Origin of the sequence: Deefgea rivuli DSM 18356, assembly GCF_000620145.1 — a bacterium.
Lineage (GTDB): Bacteria > Pseudomonadota > Gammaproteobacteria > Burkholderiales > Chitinibacteraceae > Deefgea > Deefgea rivuli.
The window spans coordinates 102,190-126,855 of the sequence record NZ_JHVM01000008.1 but is presented as its reverse complement, the minus strand read 5'-3'; the positions used below and the strand labels follow the sequence as shown (position 1 = coordinate 126,855).

The following is a 24,666-nucleotide window of genomic DNA, read 5'->3' as shown; positions in this document are numbered from 1 at the left end:
GTGAGAAGGTCGAGACAATACATCGATTACATCAATATAAAGGGGAAATAAAATGGAGGCTCAAAGCAAGCAACTGCATATCGCACTGCTGGTCGTATTGCTGATGGCCTTGGCGGTTTCGGCTTGGCAGCCGTATGAACGCATGACGTGGGCGCTGGAAGTGTTTCCGATTGTGATCGCGCTGCCAGTGATGCTGTGGACTTACAAAAAATTCCCACTGACTGATTTACTGTATTGCGGCATTTTCTTGCATGCGCTGGTACTGATTTTGGGCGGCACATACACTTACGCCCGCGTACCGCTGGGTTTTAGTTTGCAAGAATGGTTTGAGCTATCGCGCAACCCGTACGACAAAATCGGCCATTTTTTCCAAGGCTTGGTGCCAGCGCTGATCGCGCGCGAAATTTTGCTGCGGCAGCAGATTGTTCAGGGCAAGAAAATGCTCAATTTCATTGTTGTCTCGATCGTGCTGGCGATTAGTGCGAGTTATGAGCTGATCGAATGGGCGGCGGCATTGATGTTGGGGCAAGGCGCGGATGAATTTCTGGGTACACAAGGCGATCCGTGGGATACGCAATCGGATATGTTTTTCGCTTTGTTGGGGGCGATTAGTGCCTTGCTGATTTTTGCGCCTTGGCAAGATGCGCAATTGCGGCGGATGGCGGAGCGGCAGAAGCGTTGATTTAAAGTTGAAAAAATTCAATAAAAAAGCCCAATCTTTTAAAGGATTGGGCTTTTCCATGGGCATTACTGAGTGAAATGACGCTTATTCGTCATGCTCATCATCACCACTTGGCCCGTAGCCTTTGTGCATTTTATACATCGCCAACGTTGCGGCGCGTTGTTCGGCGTGGTTCACGATCGGTGGGAAGTAGTCGGTTTGCTCTAAAAAGCTAACAAACAGCGAGCCGCGTCTATCGTTGGCCGAGAATTCCCACGGCGCGTGAATCGCCACATCCGGCAATTCGGCGAGTTCTGGTACGTAGCGGCGGATAAATTTGCCTTGTGCGTCGAATTTTTCTGATTGCAATACCGGATTAAAAATCCGGTTATACGGTTGCGCGTCGCAGCCCGTCGAGGCCGCCCATTGCCAGCCGCCGTTATTGCTGGCTAAGTCGTAATCGAGCAGGTGTTCGGCGAAAAATTTCTCGCCCCAGCGCCAATCAACTAGCAAATCTTTAACCAAGAAACTCGCCGTAATCATCCGCAAACGGTTGTGCATAAACCCGGTTTGCGTCAATTGGCGCATTGCTGCGTCGACAATTGGATAGCCGGTTTCGCCCGCGCACCACGCGGCAAATAGCTCGGGGTGATTTGGGAACGGCAATGTGTCAAATTCAGGCTTGAACGCATGCTCGACCACATCGGGTCTATGCCACAGAATTTGTGCATAAAATTCGCGCCAAATCAGTTCCGACAACCACGTTTCTGCACCAATGCCGCCGTGCTCGTGCGCGAAACGCGCCAATTCACGGATCGACACCGTACCGAAGCGAATATGCGCCGATAGATAAGAAACACCTTTGATCGCCGGATAGTCGCGCGCGTCTTTGTAATCGCTGATGCGGCGTTTGAAGTCTTCAAACAGTTTCTCGCCGCCACTCATGCCCAATGGCGCTTTGAGTTGCGTCAGATTGGTTTTGGCAAAACCCAGTTCTTTGAGGCTGGGAAAATATTGCGATTTCAGTGGTTTGAGGTTTTTGATGACATGATGGATCGGGTAGGCCGCCAAATCTTTGTCGCGAAGTTTGGCCAGCCAAGTGCGTTTATACGGCGAAAACACGCTATACATGCCGCCGGTTTGCGTCAGTACTTCATCTTGTTCAAAGATGACTTGATCTTTGTAGGTATTGAAGTACACGCCTTTTTCTTTAAGGCTTGCAGCGACATACTTATCACGAGCAATCGCTTGTGGCTCGTAATCTCGATTGCAGTACACCGCAGTAATACCAAATTGCTCAACCAGCGCGGGGATTTCAGTAAGTGGATCACCGTGGCGCACGACCAAATCGGTATTGTATTGACGCAATTCGGTTTTGATTTCTTTCAGTGCTTCCCAAATAAACTCAACGCGGCGGTCTTGCTTGGGTAAATCTTTTAAAATCGTCGTATCAAACACAAACGCCAACACCACTTGATCGGCATTTTTTAAGGCTTCATACATAGCGTGGTGGTCAAACAGGCGCAAATCGCGGCGCAGCCAAACGAGGGCGGTGGTGGTCATATTGAGTTCCTTATTGTGGGTATATCGATCTAGGCTTTTCTAAGTAATGGCTGCGTAGATATACCCATTGCTTGCTGCGGTATTGGTGGCCGCGCTTTAAATCGTGTGGATTGGCGCGGCGTAGTGAATTCGCCATCTTAACACTGCACCATCGCTCGTAGCGGCCGATGGTGGCTTTATATCAGCACGCAAGCCAAGTTTTTGCTACAAAATTTGGCCTGGCAACGCGATTCGTCTAGCTGTTGGCATCTCGCTTTGCTTGCTTTGCGCCGCTGCATCATGTTGATTAAAAAATGCTGCGGCAGTGTTTCATTCCTCACATTTAATCGCGCTACCTTGGACGCGTTGTAGCGCGAGCAGGGGCAATCAGCGTAAATTGCACAACATGCATTGAAGCTGACTTACGATTTAAGTAGCGCCAAATCAATCCAACACAGGATCAAATTATGAATATGCGTTTAGCGATTTATGCGTTGGCTGCCAAGTATCGCTTGAGTGGCGCAGACACCGTTCAGTTGGCGCAGTGGGCTGAGTTGGAATCGCCCCCGTCGCATTTAGCCAGCGCATTGCCACGCGGTTTGGCGATGCTGGCGGCGAGTTTGTTCGGTTTGGGGTTGATCTGCTATCTGGCCGCGAATTGGGATCTTTTGGGGCGTTTTGCTCAATTTGCTTTGTTGCAAACATTGTTTCTAGGTTTATGCCTTGGCGCTTTATTGAGTAAAGCGGCGCGAGTGCCTTTGGCTTTATTGGCTTTGCTGACGATGGGCGGTGTGTTTGCGTATTTTGGGCAAACGTACCAAACCGGTGCCGACCCTTGGACTTTGTTTGCGATCTGGGGTGCTTTGGGCTTGCTGCTGTGTGTGGGCGTGCGCAGCGATGTGCTTTGGACGCCGTGGGCTTTGATTGTGGGCACCGGCATTGCGCTGTGGATTCAGGCGCATACCGGGCATCAATGGCGCGTGCAGCCTGCGGATATTCAGGTGTATGTGCTGGGCTGGTGCGCGTCTATTATCGCTCACCGCTTTGCTCAATCCAGTTCGTACTGTATTGCCCGGTGCAGGGCGTTGGGCTTTTCGCACTGCGGTGACTTTAAGCTGCATTTTGATTTTTACCACGGCCTTGACGACGCTATTAGATCATCACGATGGCTTGGTGTTGTATTGGCTGGCGCTGATTTTATTGGCGATGGCGGCGGGTGCGATGGGGTCTGCGCAAATGTTTGATATTTTTGGCCTCAGTATGGTGAGCTTGGCTTTGAATGTGTTGTTGGTGTTTGGCATTGGGAAGGTTCTGCTTGAGCATTCGCATTCAGAGACTGAGGCGCGTCTTTTATTGCTGGGTTTGATTGCGGCCGGATTATTGGCGCTTACGGTGAAGGGGATTTTGTATTTGTCACGGCAGTATGTGCCACAGGAGGCGCAACCATGAGCCTTGATCGTTTACATAGCATATTGAGCCAAGCGATTGCGGCTGGCGTTTTGCCTGCCGATGCGATGCTTGAACAGGGCGAAAACCGCCCATGGCCGGTAGTGGTTTTGATTGCGATTGGGGCTTGGCTGGCGGCGATTCCGCTGCTTATTGTGACTGCGCTGCTGATGGGGGATTTTGTGACTCACGAGGTGGCTGGGCCGTATGTGGTTGGCGCGCCGCTGGTGCTGGCGGCGGTGTGCTTACTAAGGAAGCGTCATTTAGCTTTGTTTGTCGAGCAACTGGCGATCCCTACTTTATTGGTGGGCTGCGGTGTTTTGGGGTTTGGATTTTTTGAGCATTGGCCCAGCGCCGCAGCATCACTGGCGATGGCTTTGTTGGTGATAAGCATTATTTGGGCGATTGAAAAGTCGTGGTTGCGGGTTTTATTAGGTGCAACGGCGGCGGTGTTTGTGGGCATGGCATGCTGGATTGCTTTGCACGACTGGGAAAGCATTTATCGCACGAAATCGCTGAGTTTCTGGTGGACTTTGCATGGTTTGTTATTGTTCTGGCTGTTTGCGCTGTGCTTACAACGTGTGCTGCTACACAATGGATCTGCCGCTATCGCTGCTGCGATTGAAGCGGCGTCTAGCGGCTGGGTTTTGGTGCTGATTGTTGGCTTGGCGCTGTGGTCGGGAATGACGTTTCTGGTCGGAGCCAGTTTTGGCGAATTATTTCGCGAGCTGGATGTGGCGCACGCGGTGCAAAATCCGTCTTTCTTGTCCATTATTTCCGTGCTATTTGCCGCTGCTGCGGCGGGTTATTTGGCCTATTTCTGGGCGGCCTTGCGCCAGCCGTGGTGCTGCGGAGTGGCCTTGGTGTTGGTCGGTTTAGCCGCTTTGATGCCTTCGCTGGGCGCGGTATTGCTGGTGCTGGCGGTGGCTGCCGCAACCACGCGCTGGCGAATCGCTAGTGCAGCCGGCTTGGCGGCAGCGTGGATTATTGGCGCATTTTATTATCAATTAAACTTATCGCTGGCGTACAAAGCGTTGCTATTGATGAGTGCGGGAGCGGTATTGGGCGGCTTGGCGTGGATTGCGCCACGCCAGCAAGCCACTGTCGCGGCGGCAGGTCGGGCAGGTTGGACGCCGCAGAAATTAAACGTCGGGATTAGCGCCGCGCTGCTTAGCACGCTTTTGGTGCTCAATATTGGAATTTGGCAAAAAGAGCAACTGATTGCCAAGGGCGAGCCTGTGTACGTTGCGCTGATGCCCGTTGACCCACGCTCCTTAATGCAGGGCGATTTTATGCGGCTAAATTATGAAATTCCGAATGAAATTACTGAATCTTTGGATGGTTTATTGCTGAAAGAACGACCCTATGTCGTTGCCAAACGTGATGAGAAAAGGATTGCGACAGTATTGCGTTTGGATAAGGACTTGCCCTTGGCCGCTGATGAATTTCGCATTCAACTCAGCCCCCAAGATGGGCGCTGGGTACTGGTAAGCGATGCGTGGTTTTTCAAAGAAGGCGAGGCTGCGCGCTGGAGTGTGGCGAAATACGCCGAATTTCGCGTCGATAAAAATGGTAAAGCCTTATTACTGGGCTTGCGCGGCGCGAATTTGCAGCCGCTTTAGCGCTGCTGGGCATGATCGCAGCAGGAAAAATTCTGGCATTGTGCGATAATTGCCAGATGGAAAACGCCAATGCAATGAATCTTTCTCGACACTTCTTGATCGCGATGCCGAACTTGGTAGACCCGATTTTCGCTAAGTCGCTCACTTATGTGTGCGAACATAACGAAAAAGGCGCGATGGGGGTGATTATGAATCGTCCGCTCGGCATGACGCTGACGACTTTGTTTGAACAAGTCGACATCGAAATGCACCGCCCGGACGTTGCCGAATTGCCGGTGCATTTTGGCGGCCCAGTGCAGACCGATAGAGGTTTTGTGTTGCATACGCCGTTGGGCGATTGGCAATCGTCGTTGATTGTGTCGCCAGAAATCGGCTTGACCACGTCCAAAGACATTTTGCTGGCCGTCGGCGAGGGTAGTGGGCCGGAGAAAATGTTTGTGTCGCTCGGTTTTGCGGGCTGGGAAGCGGGGCAACTCGAAAAAGAGATTTTTGAGAATTCATGGCTGACGGTCAAAGTCGACGACATGAGTGTGCTGTTTGATATTCCATCCGAAGAGCGCTACGCCGCCGCGCTGGCCTTGTTAGGCATCGATGTGGGGATGTTATCTAAAGATGTTGGCCACGCCTAAAAATGGCCTTGCTCCGCTACTGCGCCAACGCTGCACTTTGTCGTGCGCTGCTCGAGCTCCTCATGGACATAAGTCCATTGCGGGCTCTGCGCTGCTACTCCGCGTTCAGCATTGGCTCGCTAAGCGGATCAAGGCCATTTGTTGAGTCTTATGCTCAACGCCAGCTCACAGTGCGTCCGACTGGATTTTTCTAAGAGAATATTTGATGAGCACCGTGTTAGCTTTTGATTTTGGTGAAGTGCGAATTGGTGTCGCAACAGGTTCGACTGAAGTTGGGATTGCGTCGCCCGTTGAAACGATTGCGTTTGAAGAGAATGAAAAGAAATTTGGCCGGATTGAGGCGCTGATTAAAGAATGGCAACCGGCGCTGCTGGTGGTGGGTTTGCCGTGTTATCTAGACGGCACCGAGCACGATATGTCGCGGATGGCGCGTCGCTTTGCAAATCGCCTGAATGGGCGATTTTCTTTGCCAGTGCATTTGGTCGACGAACGCCTTAGCAGCGCGGCAGCGAGTTCGGCACTCAATGAAACGGGGCTGCGCGGCAGAAAACAAAAAACCGCACTCGACCAAGTCGCCGCGATGCAGATTTTGCAAGCCTACTTTGATACACCGCCTGCGGCGGAATAAAAAACAATAGTCCACGAAAAACACGAAGAAAAGGCAAAAAACACGAAAATATCAGGTACAGATCGACAGTATTTAGCTTTAAAAGTCGAACTTGGTAATGTGGCTTGTACCTTGTAAAAACCCTTGAGATATTTGCGAGAAAGTTTTGAATTGTTGAGTTTTATTCGTGTTTTTTGCTCTTTTTTTCGTGCCTTTCGTGGACCAAGCTTTTGAATTGAACCAGCGAGGAAGATATGTACAACCCGCAACTGAATGCCCAAGGTGAGCTGATTCATTTGCTCACCACCGAAGGGCTGCCGCGTCGGATTTTGACGCAAATTTTGGATAAAGCCGCCGAGTTTGTTTCTGGAGGTGAATTGGTTAATCAGAAGTTCGCCGATTTGGCCGGAACTTCGGTATTTAACTTGTTTTTTGAAAACTCGACGCGTACGCGCACGACGTTTGAAATTGCCGCCAAACGCCTGTCGGCTGATGTGTCGAGTCTGAATATTCAAGCGTCGAGTACCGCCAAAGGCGAAACGCTGCTCGATACCATCCACAATATCGAAGCAATGGGCGCGAATCTGTTCGTTGTACGTCATTCGGATTCGGGTGCGGCGCATTTGATCGCCAAGCACGTGAAGCCGGGCGTTGCAGTCGTCAATGCCGGTGACGGTCGCCACGCGCATCCGACGCAAGCGATGCTCGATATGTTCACGATTCGGCATTTCAAAGGCGATTTCGCTAATTTGCGTGTCGCGATTGTTGGTGACGTCTTGCATAGCCGCGTTGCGCGCTCGCAAATTCATGCGCTATCGACCTTGGGTTGTCCTGATATTCGCGTCATTGCACCGAAAACCTTGCTGCCTACCGGCATCGAGCAGCTCGGCGTGCATGTGTACCACGATATGGAAAGCGGTCTCAAAGACGTCGATGTGGTTGCGATGCTGCGCTTGCAAAATGAGCGCATGGCAGGGGCGTATCTGCCGTCAACGCAGGAATTCTTTAAGGTCTACGGCCTTACCCCTGAAAAATTGGCTTATGCGAAACCCGATGCCATTGTGCTGCATCCAGGCCCGATGAATCGCGGCGTCGAGATTGATTCGGCGGTGGCCGATGGCTCGCAAGCGGTGATCTTGCCGCAAGTCACGTTCGGTATCGCGGTGCGAATGGCGGTGCTCAGCATCGTTGCAGCCAATCAGCGGAGTTTGCTCTAATGAAAAATATCCTTATCAAAAATGGTTGCTTGGTGGATCCGATTGCGGGCACTGAGCAAGTCGCTGATTTGTATTTAGCGGGCGGCAAGATTGCTGCGGTTGGCGCTGCGCCAGCGGGTTTTGTCGTTGATGAAACGATTGATGCGACAGGGCTCATCGTTGCGCCGGGCTTGGTGGATTTAGCGGCGCGTTTGCGTGAGCCGGGTTTTGAGTACAAAGCGACGCTGAAATCGGAAATGGCAGCGGCCGTAGCGGGTGGTGTAACGAGCGTGGTTTGCCCGCCAGATACTGATCCGGTGCTGGATGAATCCGGGTTGGTGACCAATTTGCGCCAGCGCGCAAAAAACCTCGATTTAGCGCGCTTGTACCCGATTGGCGCATTGACAGTCGGCTTAAAAGGCAAAGAAATCACCGAAATGGCAATGCTCAAAGAAGCGGGTTGCGTTGCGTTTTCGCAAGGCGATGTGCCGATTGCTGACTTGCAAGTGCTGTACCGCGCCATGCTGTATGCGGCCAATTTCGGTTTCGAACTGCGCTTGCGTCCTGAGGAAGCTTCGCTGGTAAATGACGGCGTGGCACACGATGGCGCTTACGCGTCGCGCCTTGGCTTGACCGGTATTCCGGTGATTGCCGAAACCATCGCCGTCGCGCAAATCGTTCAATTGATGCGCGCCACTGGCTGCCGCGTGCATTTAGCGCGCATGTCGAGCGCAGCAGGTCTGGATTTGGTTCGCGCCGCTAAGCTTGAGGGTTTGCCACTCACTTGCGACGTCAGCATCAACCACATTCATTTGGCCGATATTGATATTGGTTTCTTTGATAGCCAATACCGCTTCGATCCGCCACTGCGCGCGGTTGCCGATCGCGATGCGATTGTGAAAGCGCTGAACGACGGCACGATTGATGCGATTTGCTCGGATCATTCACCCGTGGATGACGATGGTAAATTACTCCCATTTGCCGAAGCCGAACGCGGCGCGACCGGTTTGGAATTGCTACTGCCTTTGACGCTCAAATGGGCAACAAGCCAGTCGGTTTCATTGCCACAAGCACTGGCGAAAATCACCTCAGTGCCAGCGAAAATGCTCGGTTTTGACGCGGGTTTGGCGGTGGGTAATCGCGCTGATTTGGTGTTGTTTGACGCCAAAGCGCATTGGCAAGTCATCCCCGAACGCCTAAAAAGCCAAGGCAAAAATACGCCATTTATTGGGCATGAAATGCTGGGAAAAGTGAAATACACCTTGGTGAAGGGTAAAGTGATTTTTAGATGAGGGGTGGGTATATCTTTACAGGTCTTGCTGAAAAAATGTTGTATTGATATACCTAATCAACTGATGTTCTTTTTCTGTTTGATGGATTGGAGTAAGTTTAAGTAACTTAATCTACTCAGGTGAAATAATGAACAAGTTACAACAAATCGCGCTCGCAATCTGTTTTTCTACGATTTCTGCATTAAGCATGGCCGCCTCAGCAAGTTCATCGGCTGTAGATACTGCAGGTTCAATTGGCCGTGTTATAGGCTTGGCTTTATTTGGCTATATTGTGTTGAAAATTGTGAATCGGAATAAGTAATATTTTCTCTACCTTTTCAAAAGCCCACGTTTGAACGTGGGCTTTTTGTTGTTTATCGCATTACTTCGGCAGCGGAAGATCCTTAGGCCATAGCAACCACAGACTTCCAGTCTGCTTCATTTTCCCTGCCAATTCCCCTGCGGCATCGCCAGTTCCCCAAAAGAAATCCGCACGTACACTGCCACGTATCGCGCCGCCCGTGTCTTGTGCTGCGACTAAGCGGTGGATACCCCCATCGTTATCGGGGCGCGTCGTCGCGATAAAGGCCATGCTGCCGAGCGGTATCGTGCTGGGGTCAACCGCGATGCTGTAGGCGGCGGTGAGGGGGACGCCGAGCGATCCGATTGGGCCAGAATTACTTGGCGGCAGCTTTTGGAAAAACACATAGCTTGGATTGCTATTGAGTAATTCGTCGATGCGGCTTGGATTGGCTTGCGCCCATGCGCGAATGCTTTGCATCGACACATCGGCGGCGGGCATCAAGCCTTGCTCAACAAGCCAGCGACCGACAGGTTTGTAGGGGCGGCCATTTTGGTCGGCGTAGCCTAAGCGGATTTCAGTACCATTGGCGAGTTTGACGCGGCCTGAGCCTTGGATTTGTAAAAATTGCACGTCCATCGCATCGTTCAACCACGCCAGCACTGGCGCATTGATGCCGTTTTTGACGATGCCAGCGCGATCAGGGAAAGGAACGAGTTTATTGCCGACGAGACGGCCGCGCAGGCGCTTGCCTTTGAGTTCGGGATAAACTTCATCGAGCGCGACGGTGATCATATCGCTCGGTGGCGCGTAAACTGGATGCTTGGCAGTATTGCTCTGTACCGTACTACCCGCATAGATTGGCTCGTAATACCCCGTAATGAGTCCGGTCGTTGAGCTATCTGGATTTTGTAGTTGATACGGCGTTAAGCGGCTTTGCAAAAAGCTACGAATGGCGGCGCTATTGGGCTGAACTTGGGCGGCATCTTGGCAGATCGTTGCCCAGACAGCACTTTTTTGTAATTTGGTGCAGCCATTACGCCAAGTCTGAAAGCCTTTTACCAGCTCATCTTGGCTCCACAAAGGAATTTGCTGCCAAGTCGTGGCGACATATTTTGGCGCGGCTGGGGCAGGGCTGGTTTCGGCGCTTGGCGCTGGCGTTACTGGTTTTACGGGTGTTGGTTTTGAAGGTGCTGTGCCGCAAGCCGTAAAAAAACCGGCCAGCAAGCTGGCCAGTGTGATGTGCTTCAGGGTTGAAGCGATTGCGTGTTGATTCATGTTGTTCCGTTAACTGTGTTCTGGCTTGTTAGGGTCGATACTTTGTTTAAACGCCGCCAAGCCAGCTTTTTGCATTTCTAAAGTTTTAACTGTCATTTGCAACATGCCGACTTGCATCGCCAGCCATTGCTCGACGGTTTTACATTCGATAATTTTACGGTCGATTTCTTCTTCAGTCAGAGGCGGCATAAAGGGATTGGTTCCGCCGGGTTTCATCATATTGGCAAAAAAGCCAAATGGATCGCTGGGATTAAATTCACTCATCGTTCGACTCCTGTGCAAGTGCTGCTTCGACTGCGGCTAGCGCGGCCATATTAATGATACGGCGAACCGAGGCGGTTGGCGTCAAAATATGCACTGGTTTAGCCAGCCCCATCAAGATCGGCCCAATGGTCACGCCATCAACCGCAGTGGCTTTGAGCAGGTTAAACGAAATATTGGCCGCATCTAAATTAGGCATCACCAAAATATTGGCTTCACCTTTAAGTTTGGAGTTTGGGAAGATTTGTGCGCGGATCGCTGATGAAAGCGCCGCATCGCCGTGCATTTCGCCGTCAATTTCTAGCTCGGGCGCTTGCTCGGTGACCAGACGCAGCGCTTCTTGCATCTTCCGCGCCGAAGGACTGTCACTTGTACCAAAGCTCGAATGGCTCAGCAATGCGACTTTGGGTGCAATACCAAATTTGCGCACGGCTTCGGCGGCCATCAGTGTGATTTCGGCGAGCTGCTCAGCATTCGGGTCGGCATTGACATAGGTGTCGGTAATGAAAATATTGCCCGTATTGAGCAGCAAAATATTCATCGCCGCTGTCGTTGTAACGCCTGTTTTAAGGCCGAGGACGTTTTTAACGTGGGATAAATGGTTGTGATACAGCCCATAGGTGCCACAAATCATCGCGTCGGCTTCGCCGCGTTTGACCATCAACGTGCCAATCAGCGTGGTTTTGCGGCGAACTTCGGCTTTGGCCAAATCTTCGGAAACGCCTTTGCGCTGCATGATTGAATAATACAGCTGCCAATATTCGCGATAGCGCGGGTCGTTTTCAGGATTGCAGACTTCAAAATCGATCCCAAGTCGGATGCGTAAGCCAAGTTTTTCAATTCGCGTTTGAATGACATTTGGGCGGCCAATCAAAATTGGCTGACATAGCTGCATATCGAGGATTTCTTGCACCGCATGCAGCACGCGCTCGTCTTCACCTTCACAAAATACGACGCGTTTTTGCGCTTTTTTCGCCGCCATAAAGACTGGGCGCATAAACAGACTGGATTTATACACGAACTGCGTTAGCTCTTCGATATACGTCGCCCAGTCTTCAATCGGCCGCGTGGCAACGCCGCTGTCCATTGCTGCCTTGGCGACTGCTGGTGCAATTTTGACGATCAAACGTGGATCAAACGGCGTTGGAATTAAATATTCCGCACCAAAAGACAGATTTTTCCCGCTATAGGCATTGGCAACGACATCGGACAATTCGGCGTGCGCTAAATCGGCAATTGCGTTGACGGCGGCGTGTTTCATCGCTTCGTTGATCGTCGTTGCGCCCACATCGAGTGCGCCACGGAAAATAAAGGGAAAGCACAGCACATTATTCACTTGATTGGGGTAGTCCGAGCGGCCGGTGCAGATAATCGCATCAGGACGCGCGGCGCGGGCTTCGGGCGGTGTGACTTCGGGATTGGGATTGGCTAGCGCCAAAATCAGCGGCGATGCGGCCATCGTTTTGAGCATTTCAGCGTCAATTGCACCGGGGCCTGAAAGACCTAAGAAAATATCCGCACCGACGAGTGCTTCGGCAGGTGTACGAATGGCGGTTTCGCGGGCGTAGCGCTGCTTGGTTTCATCCAGCGGCCCGCGCTCGGTATGAATCACGCCTTTAGAGTCGCAAACAAAAATATTGTGTTTTTGCACGCCTAAGGATACGAGTAAATCCAAGCATGCAATGGCGGCAGCGCCCGCACCTGAGGCGACGAGTTTGACTTCCGCGATGTTTTTATTGAGTAAAGCCAGTGCATTTTTGACTGCCGCGCCAACGATGATTGCGGTGCCGTGCTGATCGTCGTGAAACACTGGGATTTTCATCCGCTCACGGAGTTTTTTCTCAACGTAAAAACATTCCGGCGCTTTGATGTCCTCTAAATTGATGCCGCCAAAAGTGGGTTCAAGCGAGGCGATAATTTCAATCAGTTTATCGGGGTCGTTTTCGTCGATTTCGATGTCAAACACATCAATACCAGCGAATTTTTTAAATAAAACGCCTTTGCCTTCCATGACGGGCTTGCCAGCTAATGGGCCAATATTGCCAAGGCCGAGCACTGCCGTGCCATTGGTGACGACGGCGACTAAATTGCCACGCGCAGTGAGATTGCGGGCTTCAGATGGATCGGCAACGATGGCGTCGCACGCAGCGGCCACGCCGGGCGAGTAGGCGAGCGCCAGATCGCGTTGACTGGCGAGCCCTTTGGTGGGAACAACCTGAATTTTGCCGGGTTTGGGAAAACGGTGATATTCAAGTGCTTTTTTACGTAGTTCTTCGTCCATGAGCTGCCCCTGAGTGCATGTGATGCTAGTAATGATGCTGGATCAAAGCGTCTGAAAAATGTATTGGGGATTGCCCCAGATGACGTCAATTTGACTGCATTTTTTCATTTGGTGTATTTCAGATTAAAAGTTAAACCTCTCCGGTTTTAAATTTCGACTCTGTGGTCGGTGGGTTTATTTTAATGGTATTGCTTTATAGGCTATGTATAACAATGATTTTGGCTATATACCCATAATTTAAAATAGAAGAATATCGTCGCTATCAGAGCTAAGCGTTGTGGTTTTTTCTGCGGCATTAGGCGATTGCTGGGTGAGGTAAAGCAAAGTGGCAATCACATGCGAAAATTCATCATCAAGTGATAAGCCTTGATCGTAAATTTGCGTAGCTTCAAGGGTGCTTTGCTCTATCATATTCGACAGTTGATTTTCTTGTGAATCAGTCAGGCCTAAGAAGACCATTTTTTGCTCGAATTTGGTTTGTAGTTCGCTAAACAGTCGCACCGAAGCGCCTGCTTGCTCGCGATATTCAGTTTCTAATTTTTGGATTGAAGCCTGAATCAGACCAATTGCATTTAAGGTAAGCGCTTGCTGACCGCGAATTTGTTCTTCGTTCAAAATATTGTCAAAACGGTTTTCTGCGGCTTCAACCAAAATGGCGATGTGATCGCGTAAGCGACCGCACAAATCGGCTTGATCGGTGGGCATGGCTTTGATTTGCAAAATAATCCGAGGGAAATTGATAATCAGACGTTTGCCCATTTCATAAATTCGCTGAGAATCTTGCGCCAATGTTTCTAGCATATGTTCTTCCAACGGGCTGCTACGGCCTTGGCTATTAAGCGTCGTCGTTTGGCCGTTGTGGCGAATTTGGGCGGCCACTTGCAGATTAAATTTCGCCGTGGTTTGCACCAGTGCATCCAGTAGTGCGGTTTTGTCGTTGGCTAAGCTGGCTTTTTTGAAGAAATTAATGACGGTGCCCAACTCTGCCGAATTGGAAATCGCTTGCAGCGCCGTATGCGTGGCATCTTGGATCGAAGATTGCAATTGCTGATTGGTTTCGATGCTGCGTTTAAAGACGATGAGTTTTTGGTGTAACTCATCACTTTGAAATGGTTTTTTAATAAAATCGTCGGCACCGGCTTCGTAGGCGGCAAGATAGGCTTCTCGGCTGTCTTGGCTAGAGATGAATAGCGTATGACAAGCGGGTGCGTGTTGTTTAAAACTTTGGCAAATTTCATAACCGCTGATATCGGAAATATCGACATCAATCAGAAGCACATCAGGTTTGAATTGTTCTAAAAAAGCGAGTGCGGCCATGCCGGTGGCGGCTTGTTGAGTTTCAAAAATCCCACCGACGCAGGACTGCAGTTTCTCGCGGGATGCACTATCGTGATCGACAATTAAAAGTTTGAGGGGCATAAACTCATCCATAAAAAGAAAGCGCAAGCCGCGCTCACTGCACTTGCTCTTTATAGATTGTTTTTAAAATCTTGACAGCTTAGTGAAATCTATTAGTACCCTAGAAGTAGTACATTCCCATTGCTGTTTTGACTTTGTGTAAAGTGAGTGCCGCAGTTTGGCGCGCTTTGGCCGAACCGCATAGCAGCATCGACAGCACGGCATCGGTGTCTTGTGCGTATTCAGCACGGCGTTCTCGAATCGGCGTAATCAACGCTTGCAAAACGTCGTTCAGACGCGCTTTGATGACACTATCGGCCAAACCACCGTGCGCGTATTGCGCTTTGAGCGCTGCGACGTGTTGGGTGTCAGGATCGAATGCATCTAAAAAGGCAAACACGACATTGCCTTCAATTTGGCCGGGGCTGGTAATGGTGAGGTGCTGAGCATCGGTGTACATTTTATTTACCGCTTGGGTGATCTCATCCGCGCTGGCTGATAACGCAAGATGATTGCCGAGTGCGCGGCTCATTTTGCCTTTGCCATCAAGGCCGGGTAGACGAGTCGTGTTAGAAAGTAGTGCCTCGCATTCATTCAGAATCGGCTCGCCAACCATGCGATTAAAGCGCCGTACAATTTCATTGGTTTGCTCAATCATTGGCAATTGATCTTCACCTACCGGAATCAGCGTACCGCGCAGCGCCGTGATATCTGCCGCTTGGCTCACGGGGTAGCTTAAAAATCCGGCGCTAATTTCACTATTTGCACCCTTGGCACGCAATTCTGATTTCAGCGTTGGATTGCGTTCTAAGCGCGCAACTGAGACTAAATTCATCAAGTAAAACGACAGTTCGGCCAGTTCGGGCACCATCGATTGAATCAAGATCGTCGATTTTTGCGGATCAATGCCGACGGCTAAGTAATCCAGTGCCACATCAATCACGGCCTGACGCACTTTGCGGTAGTCGCCTTGATGATCTGAGAGCGCTTGCGTATCGGCCAATAAAATAAAGGGGTTGTGGGTTTCTTGTAGTGCGAGACGCGTTTGTAGCGAGCCTGCATAGTGGCCTAAGTGTAAAGGACCGACGGTGCGATCACCCGTGACGACGATACTGGGCGATGGGTTTGTAGAGGGCGTTGCTGCGGACATGGTGCTGCTCCTTGATATGGGAGCCGTCGGATGTGAGAGGGGTAAAAACAAAAAAACCTGTCACCGTATCCGGCGGCAGGTTTTGTAGAGACAAACAAACCCAGTGCCGCCTAGAGGCGCCACCAGAAATACGAAACTGAAAGGGTATGTTTGATCGAATTCATCTTTTAATAATCGCAGTTTTGTTTTGGATACGTCAAGCTATTCCGAGTCGGGAATAACCCTAGATTCAAAATTATGTATAGGTATCTGCTTGAAGAGTAATTAATAGCTGGTCTGCAAGTAGATACCCGCTTGGTTTAGGTGCTTAGCTGCATGGATTTTTGATATTCAGCCAGCGCTTGAGCAACGCGTGCTGACATTTTTGGCGCATCACCAAGACCAAATTCACTTTGTAGCGCGGTTTGGTTGTCGTGGATGTAATCGATAGCACGATCTAAATTGCTCAGCTGCTTTTGGAAAAAATTGCCGTTAGAAACGAGTAAATTTGCCGCTTCGCTAAAATTGCTGCTGAAATCGTGAATGGCAGCGGTCGCATCGCTAGCTTGCTTGTTCCAAGTTTTTTCTAGCGTTTCAGTATTGAGCTTTGCCATTTTAGTAACAGGATCAATTTCTAATCCAAGGGCGGACAGCCCTTGCAGGCCGTTGTTTGCGCCATGAAATGGGCTGCTGATACTACTTTGCAATGCATGGCGCGCCGCTTGAGCGGCTTGGGTATTGCCGAGCAATTCAGGATCTTGGCTATCGGCATCAAATTCTCTGCGCCAGCTATTGTATTGATCGGCAAAGCTCTGCAATTGTGATTTAACGCTGGAAAAAGGGCTGTCGGCGCTGATATTGCTCAATTGTGCTGCCGATTGGCTCAGTGTCTTCACGCCCGATTGCATATCGCTTAAGGCGGCGGATTGAGCTTGATATATGACGGAGCGATGGTTAATTTCCGTCATCATTTTGTACGCCGATTCAGGATCGGAAAGGGCAGTATTGCGACCAATCGGCGAGAGCCCTGCGATGCTATTCACACCGCTACTGGCTTGAGCACCTTGCTGGCTATTGATGTAGCCACTGGCGAGCTGGGCAATATCAAAACTGCTGCCCGCTTGAGGATTGAGTAAGTGACTGAGTGCATCCGTTTTCATACTGGCGATTTGCCCAGCAATTGATTTAGCAGAAAAATCCATGATGCACTCCCGTTAAAATGGTGATTCCATTTAAGGTAGCAAGCAAAATTAATACCAGCTAGGATCTGTTGACGATTGGTTTGCGAATCGCGTTTGTGCTGATTTTGGCCTGAAACAAGGAGAAAGACGCGTGGCATAGTCATTCTATGCAAGCGTTTTTCAACGCAGGGTCAGGCCAAAAGCAGCCAAATCCGAAGGACTGGGCGCTTTTCGCGGCATCTCTGCGTTATTCCGTGCTTGTATAGCTGGCTATACGTCGCACAAAATGCCTTGATCTGCCGCGAAAATCGCTCCAGCGCGACCGTAAACCAAACATCAACAGACCCTAGGTAAATAAAGTACGAGTGTAAAAATTTTGCCAGAGCCGCTAATAATCCAAAGATGCGTTTACTGAAGCGCGGAGCGACTGTTGCCAGTTTTAGACTTTGTCCAAAACCGTGAGTGGTTTACGCAGTAAACGGTAGTAGCCAACGGGTGCTGCCTGCGGATTGGCGGTGCGGGTGACGCTGGCAAAGATTTGCCATTCGCTACCAGCGAGCTTTTGATTCATCGCTTCAATGAGGCCATGTGGGTTTTTGACGCCGCAATGTTTAATCAGCTCGACGCTGGTACTTTGCCGATGCCGGCTTAAACGTTGGAAAACTGCGGCTTCTTCGGTCGTCCATTCTACATTCGGGATCGTTTGAGTATTTTGCATATTATTCGTCTGAGTTAGAGGTATTCGTTTTATTGCGAGTAGCAGGTGGCGCTGATTTTTCAAACTGGATCCGTAGCGGTTCGGCTAAATCCAGATGAACATCACGCTGCGGGAAGGCAATGCAAATATCGTGTTTGCGAAAGCTGGCATCAATCATAAAGCGCAAATCGCTGGCGACTTGGCGGCCAATAATGCCTGCGCCCATGTCGATCCAGTAATAAATGCCAAAAGTGAGTGCATCGGCGGCAAAGTTTTCCAGCAAAATTTCCGGCTCTTTATCCTTGATGATGTTGCCGTGGCGTAGCACTTCTTCTTCCAATAGCTTAGCCACCAAGCGTAAATCACTGCCGTAGGCGACGCCGACTTGAAAACCTTGGCGGATAATGCTGGTGGTGTAGCTCCAATTGGTGACGTTTTGCTCTAAAAACGTGCTGTTGGGGACGAGTGTATCGATGCCATTCACGTCGCGCACCACTGCTGCGCGTACATTCATGTCGACGATTGTGCCTCGAATACCATCCACTTCAATCGTATCGCCGGGGCGGAAAGGGCGCTCTAGCAACATCATCAAACCGCTAATCAGATTTTTCAGTAGCGTTTGCATACCAAAACCTAAACCAATCGCAATCGCACCGCCTAAGAAGGCAAACGCAGCGAGTGGAATTTGCACAATCAGCAGCGAATTAATCAGTAGCACAATAAACGCGACCGATAACAACCAGCGTTTGGCAATACGCACTGAAATTTGAGCCAATTTGGTGTATTTGAGAATCAAGCGCTCGACCAAGTTGCTGCACACAATACAAACGGCAAAACCAACGGTAATCAGTAGCAAGGCAATACACATCTTGCCCACGGTGACACCGCGTGAGAGAGAAATACTTTGCCCGTCGACTTGCACCGAATCATTCACGCTGAATAACTCGTAATTCCAAATCGAAACGAGTTTACTTTGGACTTTTTCTTGCCAATAATCGGTTCGCATCGCGAGGGTTTTGTCTTTTGGCGAGGCGTCATTGATCCAGCGATCAAATTTTTCATACGAATGGCGCAAATCGGTTGCCGCATCGCGATAAATACGTTCACGGTCTTGCCATGCTTGGATTACTTCGGGTGATGAATCGGGTGTGTTTTTAAGCTGATCGAGCTGATCTTGGGCGATGTTGGCGGATTTTTGCGCTGTATTGAGCATATCGCGCAGCGTGACCAACCAGGTTTGCACTGTTTCGCTCAGAGCTTGAACTTCAGTTTGCGAGCCATTTTTTACGAGTGCTTGGCGTCTTTTCCAGAAGTTACCTTCTAGCGTATTGGCCATCATCAGGTCAGTCAGAATGCCAGATTGAATCGCAAGGGTTTCAAGTTGCTGCAATACCGCTGATTCTTGTGGCTCTAAAATAGCTAATTTTGCTTGAAGTTGTTCTGTATTTTTGGCTTTGGGGTCGTCTAATTTGGCACGCAGCGCTTCGCGTTGTTGTTGGAGTTCAGCTAAAGTGGCGCGTAGCGCTTGTTCACGATTGAGCTGATCGTGTTGCTGCTGGCTGTAGGATTGTTGCTGCTCTTGTATCGCTTGCAGATTGGCGTCGAGCACTTCTGATTGCAATTGGCTGTTGTCGTTGCCAATCAGGTTATTGAGCGCCAAAACCTGTTCGCGGCGATCTTGTAAACGCGCACGGCTAAATTGCTGGCGTGCGTCAATGCTGGCCAATGTGGCCAGCCATGTATCGACTTTTCTTTGCGAAAAAGCGATTTTGCTAGCGATCTGGCTACGCTGGCTGCTGAGTGCCGCCGTTTTTTCAAATTGACCTTGGTTTAAGCGTAGTTCGGCCTGCGCTTGTTCTAATTCGTCGTGAATCGTATTGAGATAGGTTTCTTGCACCTTCAAACTGCTGCTTAGAACATTAATTTCTTGCTCTATCAGTTGTCGTTCTTGCTGTAGTTGAACACGACTGGTCACGCCGCTGGCGATGTCAGTCGACGTCTTGCGGCGGTCTTGATTTTGCAGCGCGTCCAAGCCCGTGAGTGCAGCGATGTGCTGCTGATAGGCGTAGATTTCGAGCGTTAACCAGAAACGATTCGTTTCCCGATCTGGCGCTTTGGGATTACCGTCTAAGCTGGCTAGTTGAGCTTGCGCTAACTCAAGGCGCTGAGTTAAGCGCGCCAGCTCTGTGCTCGCTGCGATGGGTTCAATCGCGCTGGCCGTTGAATTGCTGGACTTACCGAGCAATAAATCCATCGGTGCTGCAAATGCGGAACTGCAAAACACAAAGAGCAAGCAAACGAGGATGCGGCGCATAAGGGGATCAATATGAAGGTCGATAGTAATTATTTTACCTGCTCAGCTAAAAAACCAAGCAAAAAACGGACTATGCATGATGATTCTGCGATTTGAATCGTTTGAGTTTACGGGGAGGGGGCAATTGGGTGATCAATACAGCGGGTGTTTTTTTGCATAAAAGTATTGATATTGATGGGTATATGGATGCAGCTATTTATTAATACTGCATCCATTCATATACCCTTAGAGGGTGATTGCATGCTCGCGCGTGGCGTGGAAACGCAATTCTGGCCAACGTTCCATCGTCAAATCTAAGTTCACGCGGCTGGTGGCCAAGTAAGCCAAGCTGTTCGCGGCATCGCGCCCCAAATTGTTGGTGAGGGTACGCTCAAAATCAGCGAGTTTTTTCGCATCATCGCAAGACACCCAACGCGCTGTATAAATCGTCGTCGATTCAAACATCGCTTCAACACCGTATTCGTTCAGCAAGCGCGAGGCAACGACTTCAAACTGCAAGACACCAACCGCGCCCAAAATCAAATCGCCACCGTTGAGTGGTTTGAAGACCTGAACTGCGCCTTCTTCACCGAGCTGTTGCAAGCCTTTTTGCAGCTGCTTCACTTTGAGTGGATTTTTGATGCGTACGATGCGGAACATTTCTGGCGCAAAGTAAGGAATGCCGGTAAACGACAGCAACTCGCCTTCGGAAAAACTATCGCCAATCTGGATATTGCCGTGATTCGGTAAACCAATAATGTCGCCAGCGTAGGCTTCTTCAACTTGCTCACGACCTTGCGCCATAAATGTCACCACCGAGTTGGCGGCGATTTCACGGTTGAGGCGCAAATGCTTGAATTTCATGCCGCGAGTAAATTCGCCGGAGCAAACACGCAAGAACGCAATGCGGTCACGATGTTTTGGATCCATATTGGCTTGAATTTTGAACACGAAAGCTGAGAACTTTTCTTCCGTTGGTGAAACAGCGCGTTGAATCGCAGTGCTGTCCGACGGTTGCGGCGCCCAATCAACCAGCGCATTCAGAATCTCGCGAATACCAAAGTTATTAATCGCTGAGCCAAAGAACACCGGCGTTAATGTACCGTCGAGGAATTCTTCGATGACGAAAGGATGCGAAGCGCCGCGAACCAGTTCGAGTTCCATGCGGGTTTGGTCGATTTCGAGTGGGAAGAGTTCGTCCAAACGTGGATTGTCGATGCCTTTGATGACTTCAACTTCATCGAGCGGGCCTTTGCCCGGCGTGAAGATAATCACCTCGTCTTTCAGGATGTGGTACACCCCACGGAAAGTTTTACCCATCCCAACTGGCCATGTAATCGGCGCGCAACGGATTTCGAGCACGCTTTCGACTTCGTCGAGCAGCTCTAAGGAATCACGTACTTCGCGGTCGTACTTATTCATGAAGGTGATAATCGGCGTGTGGCGCATGCGGCAGACGTTCAATAGCTTAATCGTTTGCGCTTCAACACCTTTCGCCGCATCAATCACCATCAAGGCCGAGTCGACCGCGGTTAAAACGCGATAAGTGTCTTCCGAGAAATCCTGATGGCCTGGCGTGTCGAGCAGATTAACCACGTGATCGCGGTAATCGAACTGCATGACCGATGACGCAACCGAAATACCACGTTGCTTTTCAATGTCCATCCAGTCGGAGGTGGCAAATTTGCCGCCTTTTTTACCTTTTACTGTTCCCGCATTTTGAATCGTGCCCGAGAAATACAGCAGTTTTTCGGTGAGCGTGGTCTTACCCGCATCGGGGTGGGAGACAATGGCGAAAGTACGGCGGCGCGCCACTTCACTGATGATATCCGGCATGATATTGATTCGGCGGGGAAAAACGCGCGATTGTACGCGATTGCGCCGCAAAGCAAAACCTTAAACATCCTTGCTGGCTTGCCATGTTTTAAGCCGTGCTTGCACAGCGGCTTAAATGCTGGCGCTGATTCCGCTTATGCCGCTCGGCAATAGCACGGTAAAGATCGCGCCGCCCTCGGGATGGTTGCTCGCGATAATACGACCTTGATGATCGCTAATAATTTGACGACTGATTGCCAGGCCAAGCCCTGTTCCGCCACCGCTGCGAATACGGCTACTTTGAATAAATTTATCAAAAATATATTCAAGTTCGTCGTCTGGCACACCCGGGCCATGATCGCGAATGCTCACGCCGATCGCTGCTTGACCATAATCAAGTTCCGTGTGGGCAATAAATTGAATATCAATTTCCCCTCCTGATGGACTAAATTTGATGGCATTGGACAGTAAATTGACTAGCACTTGTGTCAGTCGGGCTTTATCAAAATGCGCGGTGGTTTCAGTGGCGCATTCTTGTACTGTGAGTTGCAATTGCTTGCTGCTCATTAAAGAGCTGATTTCGGCACAGGCCATGCGAACAATCATTTGCAGGCTGTAATTGCCTTTGTCGTAACTCATTTTATTGGCTTCGAGCCGCGACATATCCAGCAAATCATTGAGCAATACTAAGAGTCGTTTTCCGGATGCATTAATTCGCTCGAAATAGCGATTTAAATTAATATTTTCTACTTCATTTTGATTCTGAGTTTTACTGATGTTTTGAGTTTTACCTAGGCCCATTTCAGAGAAAGATAAAATCGCATGCATCGGCGTACGTAATTCGTGCGACATATTGGCAAGGAAAGAGGACTTGGCGAAATTGGCACTTTCTGCTGCTTCTTTGGCAACGACCAAATGCGTTTCAATGGTTTTCAGTACCGTAATATCGGTAAAGAAGGCATACGCATATTCAATTTCTTGCTGATCATCCAGAACGACACCGCTATTAATCAGGAATGGATGTGTTTTGCCGGTGGCCGTGCTGAGTTCCAAATCAATTGGCGCATGTTGTTTGCCAATCAGTTCGATTAAATTGGTGGGGAAGAATATTTTTGCGCGTTCGCCCCAAAGTTCGACAGGCTGGCGACCAATTAGATTTTCGCGGCCAAAACCGAGTAGACGGGTAAAGGAATGATTCACGTCACAAATACGCTGTTCGGAATCAATCAGCAAGAAAGCATCGGCAGTTTGATCAATAATCGTGCGATTGAGACGCTCGGATTGACGCAGCGCCTGCCCTGCAATCCTTTGCGAGGTGATGTCTTCAATCACCGCAATCAGCCCTTTGGACATATCGCCTGGTACCAAGGCTTTGGCGTAAATCATTGCCCAGAACGGCGAGTGGTCACGGCGACATAATTCGGTTTCGCCACGGTAAACGCCGCCACTGGCAATTTTGCTCCAGATAAGTTGGCTGGTTTCGCTAAAGCGCTCAGTCGACGAGAAAATATGCTGCGTTGGCTGGCCAATAATATCGCTGGCAGCATAGGCAAACAGCAATTCAAATGCTGGATTGGCCAAGCGAATCACGCCGCGCATTGAGAGCATAATGGCTAAAGGACTGGCGTCGAGTACGGTGCGAATTTCAGCCGTGCGCTCCATGACCATGTCTTGTAAATGGTCGCGGTGGCGGCGCAGCTCTTGTTCCGCTTCACGGCGAGCGGAAATATCACGCGCGGTGCAGCAAATATAAAACTGATTTTGAAATTGAATCAAAGATAATGAAATTTCCATCGGCGTTATTTTGCCGAGTGCATTCTTTAAAAATCCTTCAAAATTAATTGGCTTTTTCTCATGCAGTTGCCGCAGAAACTTTTGCCATTCTTTGTCGGATACATCCGTAAATAAATCATTGAAATGCAGTTGCGTTAGTTCGCTGGCTATATAGGCTGAGTGCTGTGCCAAGCTTTTATTGGTGTAGTAAATCTGACCCTCTTCATTACACCATAAGGTCATATCCGGTGATTCATCAACCGTAAATTGAGTTAGATGTAAACGTGCTTCAATCTCTTCGGCGCGCTTAATTTGGCGCATTAAAATGTACGTTAGAATCGAAATTACCAGCATTAATAATGCCGCAGTGGCAATCCGAATATAAGTTTGTGATTTAAATGGCGCTAAAATTAAATCGACTTTGTGTGATAGTCGGATGATGAGCGGATTATCGCCTTGATTGACGATAAACGTAATTAGCTCGCCATTGTCGCCATTCTTGATATAGGTGCTGCTACGTTTTAAGCGCAGCTTTTCAAAAAACAAAGGGTCATCATTACGAATATTGCTACCCAGTAATTTTTCGTTAAATGGGTAGTTCACTAAAACGACGCCATCGCTGCGAAGTAATTCGATTCGCATGCCTTTGGGTAATTGCAATGAATCATAAAACTTTAGGAAGTAGGCGGGTTCCATTCCTGATAATAAAACCCCTCCAAATTCACCATTGGGTAGGTTAACTCGGCGCGTTAAAGGTAGTAACCATTTGCCATCGGTACGTGAAAGTAAAGGTTCGCTGATGTAGGGGCGAATTGAATCAAAATCGCGGTGATAGGCGAAGTAGGCACGATCCGATAGATTCACTTTCCTTGTTGGAAACTCTAGCCCGTGGCTATGCAAAATTCCATTTGGGCCAATTGTAATAATGCCGCGAATTTGTGGCGTCAGGCGGACTTTGTCTTTTAGTAGCAAATGCATGACGTATTCGTCAGCTTTTTCTACGCCGCCTTGCCGATCCAAATCTTCGGCAATATTTTGCATTGCCTGCTCAACCGAGACATAAGCACGCGTTGCATTTTCATCCAGCGCCCGTGCCAAGGATAGATTGTAGTTTTCGGCTTCACGCAGCGTTTGCCGGTAATCACGAATCGTGATCCAAGTGAGTGTTAATAGAACCAGTAATACGGTTACGCCATAGAGCGCAAAAAGCCCAAAGCGCAAAACTTTGAGGGTTTTTTGCGCGTTGGGCTCAGATGATTTTTTTTGGCGGAACAAATGCAGCATG

20 protein-coding genes are annotated in these 24,666 nt (G+C 49.6%); 9 read left to right on the top strand and 11 right to left on the bottom strand.

The window, feature by feature from the left end:
- Nucleotides 1–52: 52 nt before the first annotated feature.
- Nucleotides 53–682: a DUF2238 domain-containing protein gene (locus Q320_RS0103170; RefSeq protein WP_027467806.1), complete on the top strand. Its 630-nt coding sequence runs from the start codon at nucleotides 53–55 to the stop codon at nucleotides 680–682.
- An 84-nt stretch (nucleotides 683–766) separates the two neighbouring features.
- Here Q320_RS0103170 and Q320_RS18235 read toward each other — a convergent pair whose 3' ends face one another.
- Nucleotides 767–2,224 carry a cryptochrome/photolyase family protein gene (locus Q320_RS18235; protein WP_051534417.1) on the bottom strand — a complete coding sequence of 486 codons (1,458 nt, stop codon included), beginning with the start codon at nucleotides 2,222–2,224 and terminating at the stop codon, nucleotides 767–769.
- 446 nt (nucleotides 2,225–2,670) lie between these two features.
- On the opposite strand from Q320_RS18235, the gene Q320_RS18230 reads away from it, so the two are divergent.
- The 8 genes from Q320_RS18230 (at nucleotide 2,671) to Q320_RS21445 (ending at nucleotide 9,296) form a co-directional block, all read left to right on the top strand.
- Nucleotides 2,671–3,447 carry a DUF2157 domain-containing protein gene (locus Q320_RS18230; RefSeq protein WP_051534416.1) on the top strand — a complete coding sequence of 259 codons (777 nt, stop codon included), beginning with the start codon at nucleotides 2,671–2,673 and terminating at the stop codon, nucleotides 3,445–3,447.
- The gene (locus Q320_RS21775) at nucleotides 3,440–3,652 is read left to right on the top strand and encodes a hypothetical protein (RefSeq protein ID WP_051534415.1); all 213 of its coding nucleotides are present in this window, start codon (nucleotides 3,440–3,442) and stop codon (nucleotides 3,650–3,652) included. Before Q320_RS18230 ends, Q320_RS21775 begins: the two co-directional genes overlap by 8 nt.
- A complete protein-coding gene (locus Q320_RS0103155) occupies nucleotides 3,649–5,271 on the top strand; it encodes a GDYXXLXY domain-containing protein (RefSeq protein WP_027467805.1) in 1,623 nt (540 codons plus the stop codon). Before Q320_RS21775 ends, Q320_RS0103155 begins: the two co-directional genes overlap by 4 nt.
- Before the next feature lie 74 nt (nucleotides 5,272–5,345).
- Complete coding sequence (locus Q320_RS0103150) at nucleotides 5,346–5,900, top strand: YqgE/AlgH family protein (RefSeq protein ID WP_245590958.1); 555 nt, start codon at nucleotides 5,346–5,348, stop codon at nucleotides 5,898–5,900.
- A 205-nt stretch (nucleotides 5,901–6,105) separates the two neighbouring features.
- Nucleotides 6,106–6,528 (top strand): Holliday junction resolvase RuvX, encoded by a 423-nt coding sequence (gene ruvX, locus Q320_RS0103145; RefSeq protein ID WP_027467803.1) that lies wholly within the window; start codon nucleotides 6,106–6,108, stop codon nucleotides 6,526–6,528.
- A 233-nt stretch (nucleotides 6,529–6,761) separates the two neighbouring features.
- A complete protein-coding gene (locus Q320_RS0103140) occupies nucleotides 6,762–7,724 on the top strand; it encodes an aspartate carbamoyltransferase catalytic subunit (protein WP_027467802.1) in 963 nt (320 codons plus the stop codon).
- Entirely contained in the window at nucleotides 7,724–8,995 is a 1,272-nt protein-coding gene (locus Q320_RS0103135) for a dihydroorotase (RefSeq protein ID WP_027467801.1), read from the top strand. The genes Q320_RS0103140 and Q320_RS0103135 overlap by 1 nt, the downstream gene beginning before the upstream one ends.
- Nucleotides 8,996–9,122: 127 nt before the next feature.
- Nucleotides 9,123–9,296, top strand: a complete 174-nt coding sequence (locus Q320_RS21445; protein WP_156938963.1) for a hypothetical protein — start codon at nucleotides 9,123–9,125, stop codon at nucleotides 9,294–9,296.
- Between the two features lie 60 nt (nucleotides 9,297–9,356).
- Here Q320_RS21445 and mltA read toward each other — a convergent pair whose 3' ends face one another.
- From mltA to Q320_RS20550, 10 genes are all read right to left on the bottom strand, one after another.
- Entirely contained in the window at nucleotides 9,357–10,553 is a 1,197-nt protein-coding gene (gene mltA, locus Q320_RS0103125; protein WP_027467800.1) for a murein transglycosylase A, read from the bottom strand.
- 9 nt (nucleotides 10,554–10,562) lie between these two features.
- Nucleotides 10,563–10,817 carry a PhaM family polyhydroxyalkanoate granule multifunctional regulatory protein gene (locus Q320_RS18225; RefSeq protein WP_035852031.1) on the bottom strand — a complete coding sequence of 85 codons (255 nt, stop codon included), beginning with the start codon at nucleotides 10,815–10,817 and terminating at the stop codon, nucleotides 10,563–10,565.
- On the bottom strand, nucleotides 10,810–13,095 hold the full coding sequence (locus tag Q320_RS0103115; RefSeq protein ID WP_027467799.1) for an NADP-dependent malic enzyme: 2,286 nt from the start codon (nucleotides 13,093–13,095) through the stop codon (nucleotides 10,810–10,812). The genes Q320_RS18225 and Q320_RS0103115 overlap by 8 nt, the downstream gene beginning before the upstream one ends.
- Before the next feature lie 237 nt (nucleotides 13,096–13,332).
- Nucleotides 13,333–14,514: a response regulator gene (locus Q320_RS0103110; RefSeq protein WP_027467798.1), complete on the bottom strand. Its 1,182-nt coding sequence runs from the start codon at nucleotides 14,512–14,514 to the stop codon at nucleotides 13,333–13,335.
- A gap of 100 nt (nucleotides 14,515–14,614) precedes the next feature.
- Complete coding sequence (gene trpS / locus Q320_RS0103105; RefSeq protein ID WP_027467797.1) at nucleotides 14,615–15,643, bottom strand: tryptophan--tRNA ligase; 1,029 nt, start codon at nucleotides 15,641–15,643, stop codon at nucleotides 14,615–14,617.
- Between the two features lie 299 nt (nucleotides 15,644–15,942).
- The gene (locus tag Q320_RS0103100) at nucleotides 15,943–16,824 is read right to left on the bottom strand and encodes a flagellar filament capping protein FliD (protein ID WP_027467796.1); all 882 of its coding nucleotides are present in this window, start codon (nucleotides 16,822–16,824) and stop codon (nucleotides 15,943–15,945) included.
- A 418-nt stretch (nucleotides 16,825–17,242) separates the two neighbouring features.
- On the bottom strand, nucleotides 17,243–17,521 hold the full coding sequence (locus Q320_RS0103095) for a hypothetical protein (protein WP_027467795.1): 279 nt from the start codon (nucleotides 17,519–17,521) through the stop codon (nucleotides 17,243–17,245).
- A 1-nt stretch (nucleotide 17,522) separates the two neighbouring features.
- The gene (locus Q320_RS0103090; RefSeq protein ID WP_027467794.1) at nucleotides 17,523–19,814 is read right to left on the bottom strand and encodes a mechanosensitive ion channel domain-containing protein; all 2,292 of its coding nucleotides are present in this window, start codon (nucleotides 19,812–19,814) and stop codon (nucleotides 17,523–17,525) included.
- A gap of 225 nt (nucleotides 19,815–20,039) precedes the next feature.
- On the bottom strand, nucleotides 20,040–21,629 hold the full coding sequence (locus Q320_RS0103085) for a peptide chain release factor 3 (protein WP_027467793.1): 1,590 nt from the start codon (nucleotides 21,627–21,629) through the stop codon (nucleotides 20,040–20,042).
- A gap of 111 nt (nucleotides 21,630–21,740) precedes the next feature.
- The gene (locus Q320_RS20550) at nucleotides 21,741–24,665 is read right to left on the bottom strand and encodes a PAS domain S-box protein (protein WP_051534414.1); all 2,925 of its coding nucleotides are present in this window, start codon (nucleotides 24,663–24,665) and stop codon (nucleotides 21,741–21,743) included.
- Between the last annotated feature and the right edge of the window lies 1 nt (nucleotide 24,666).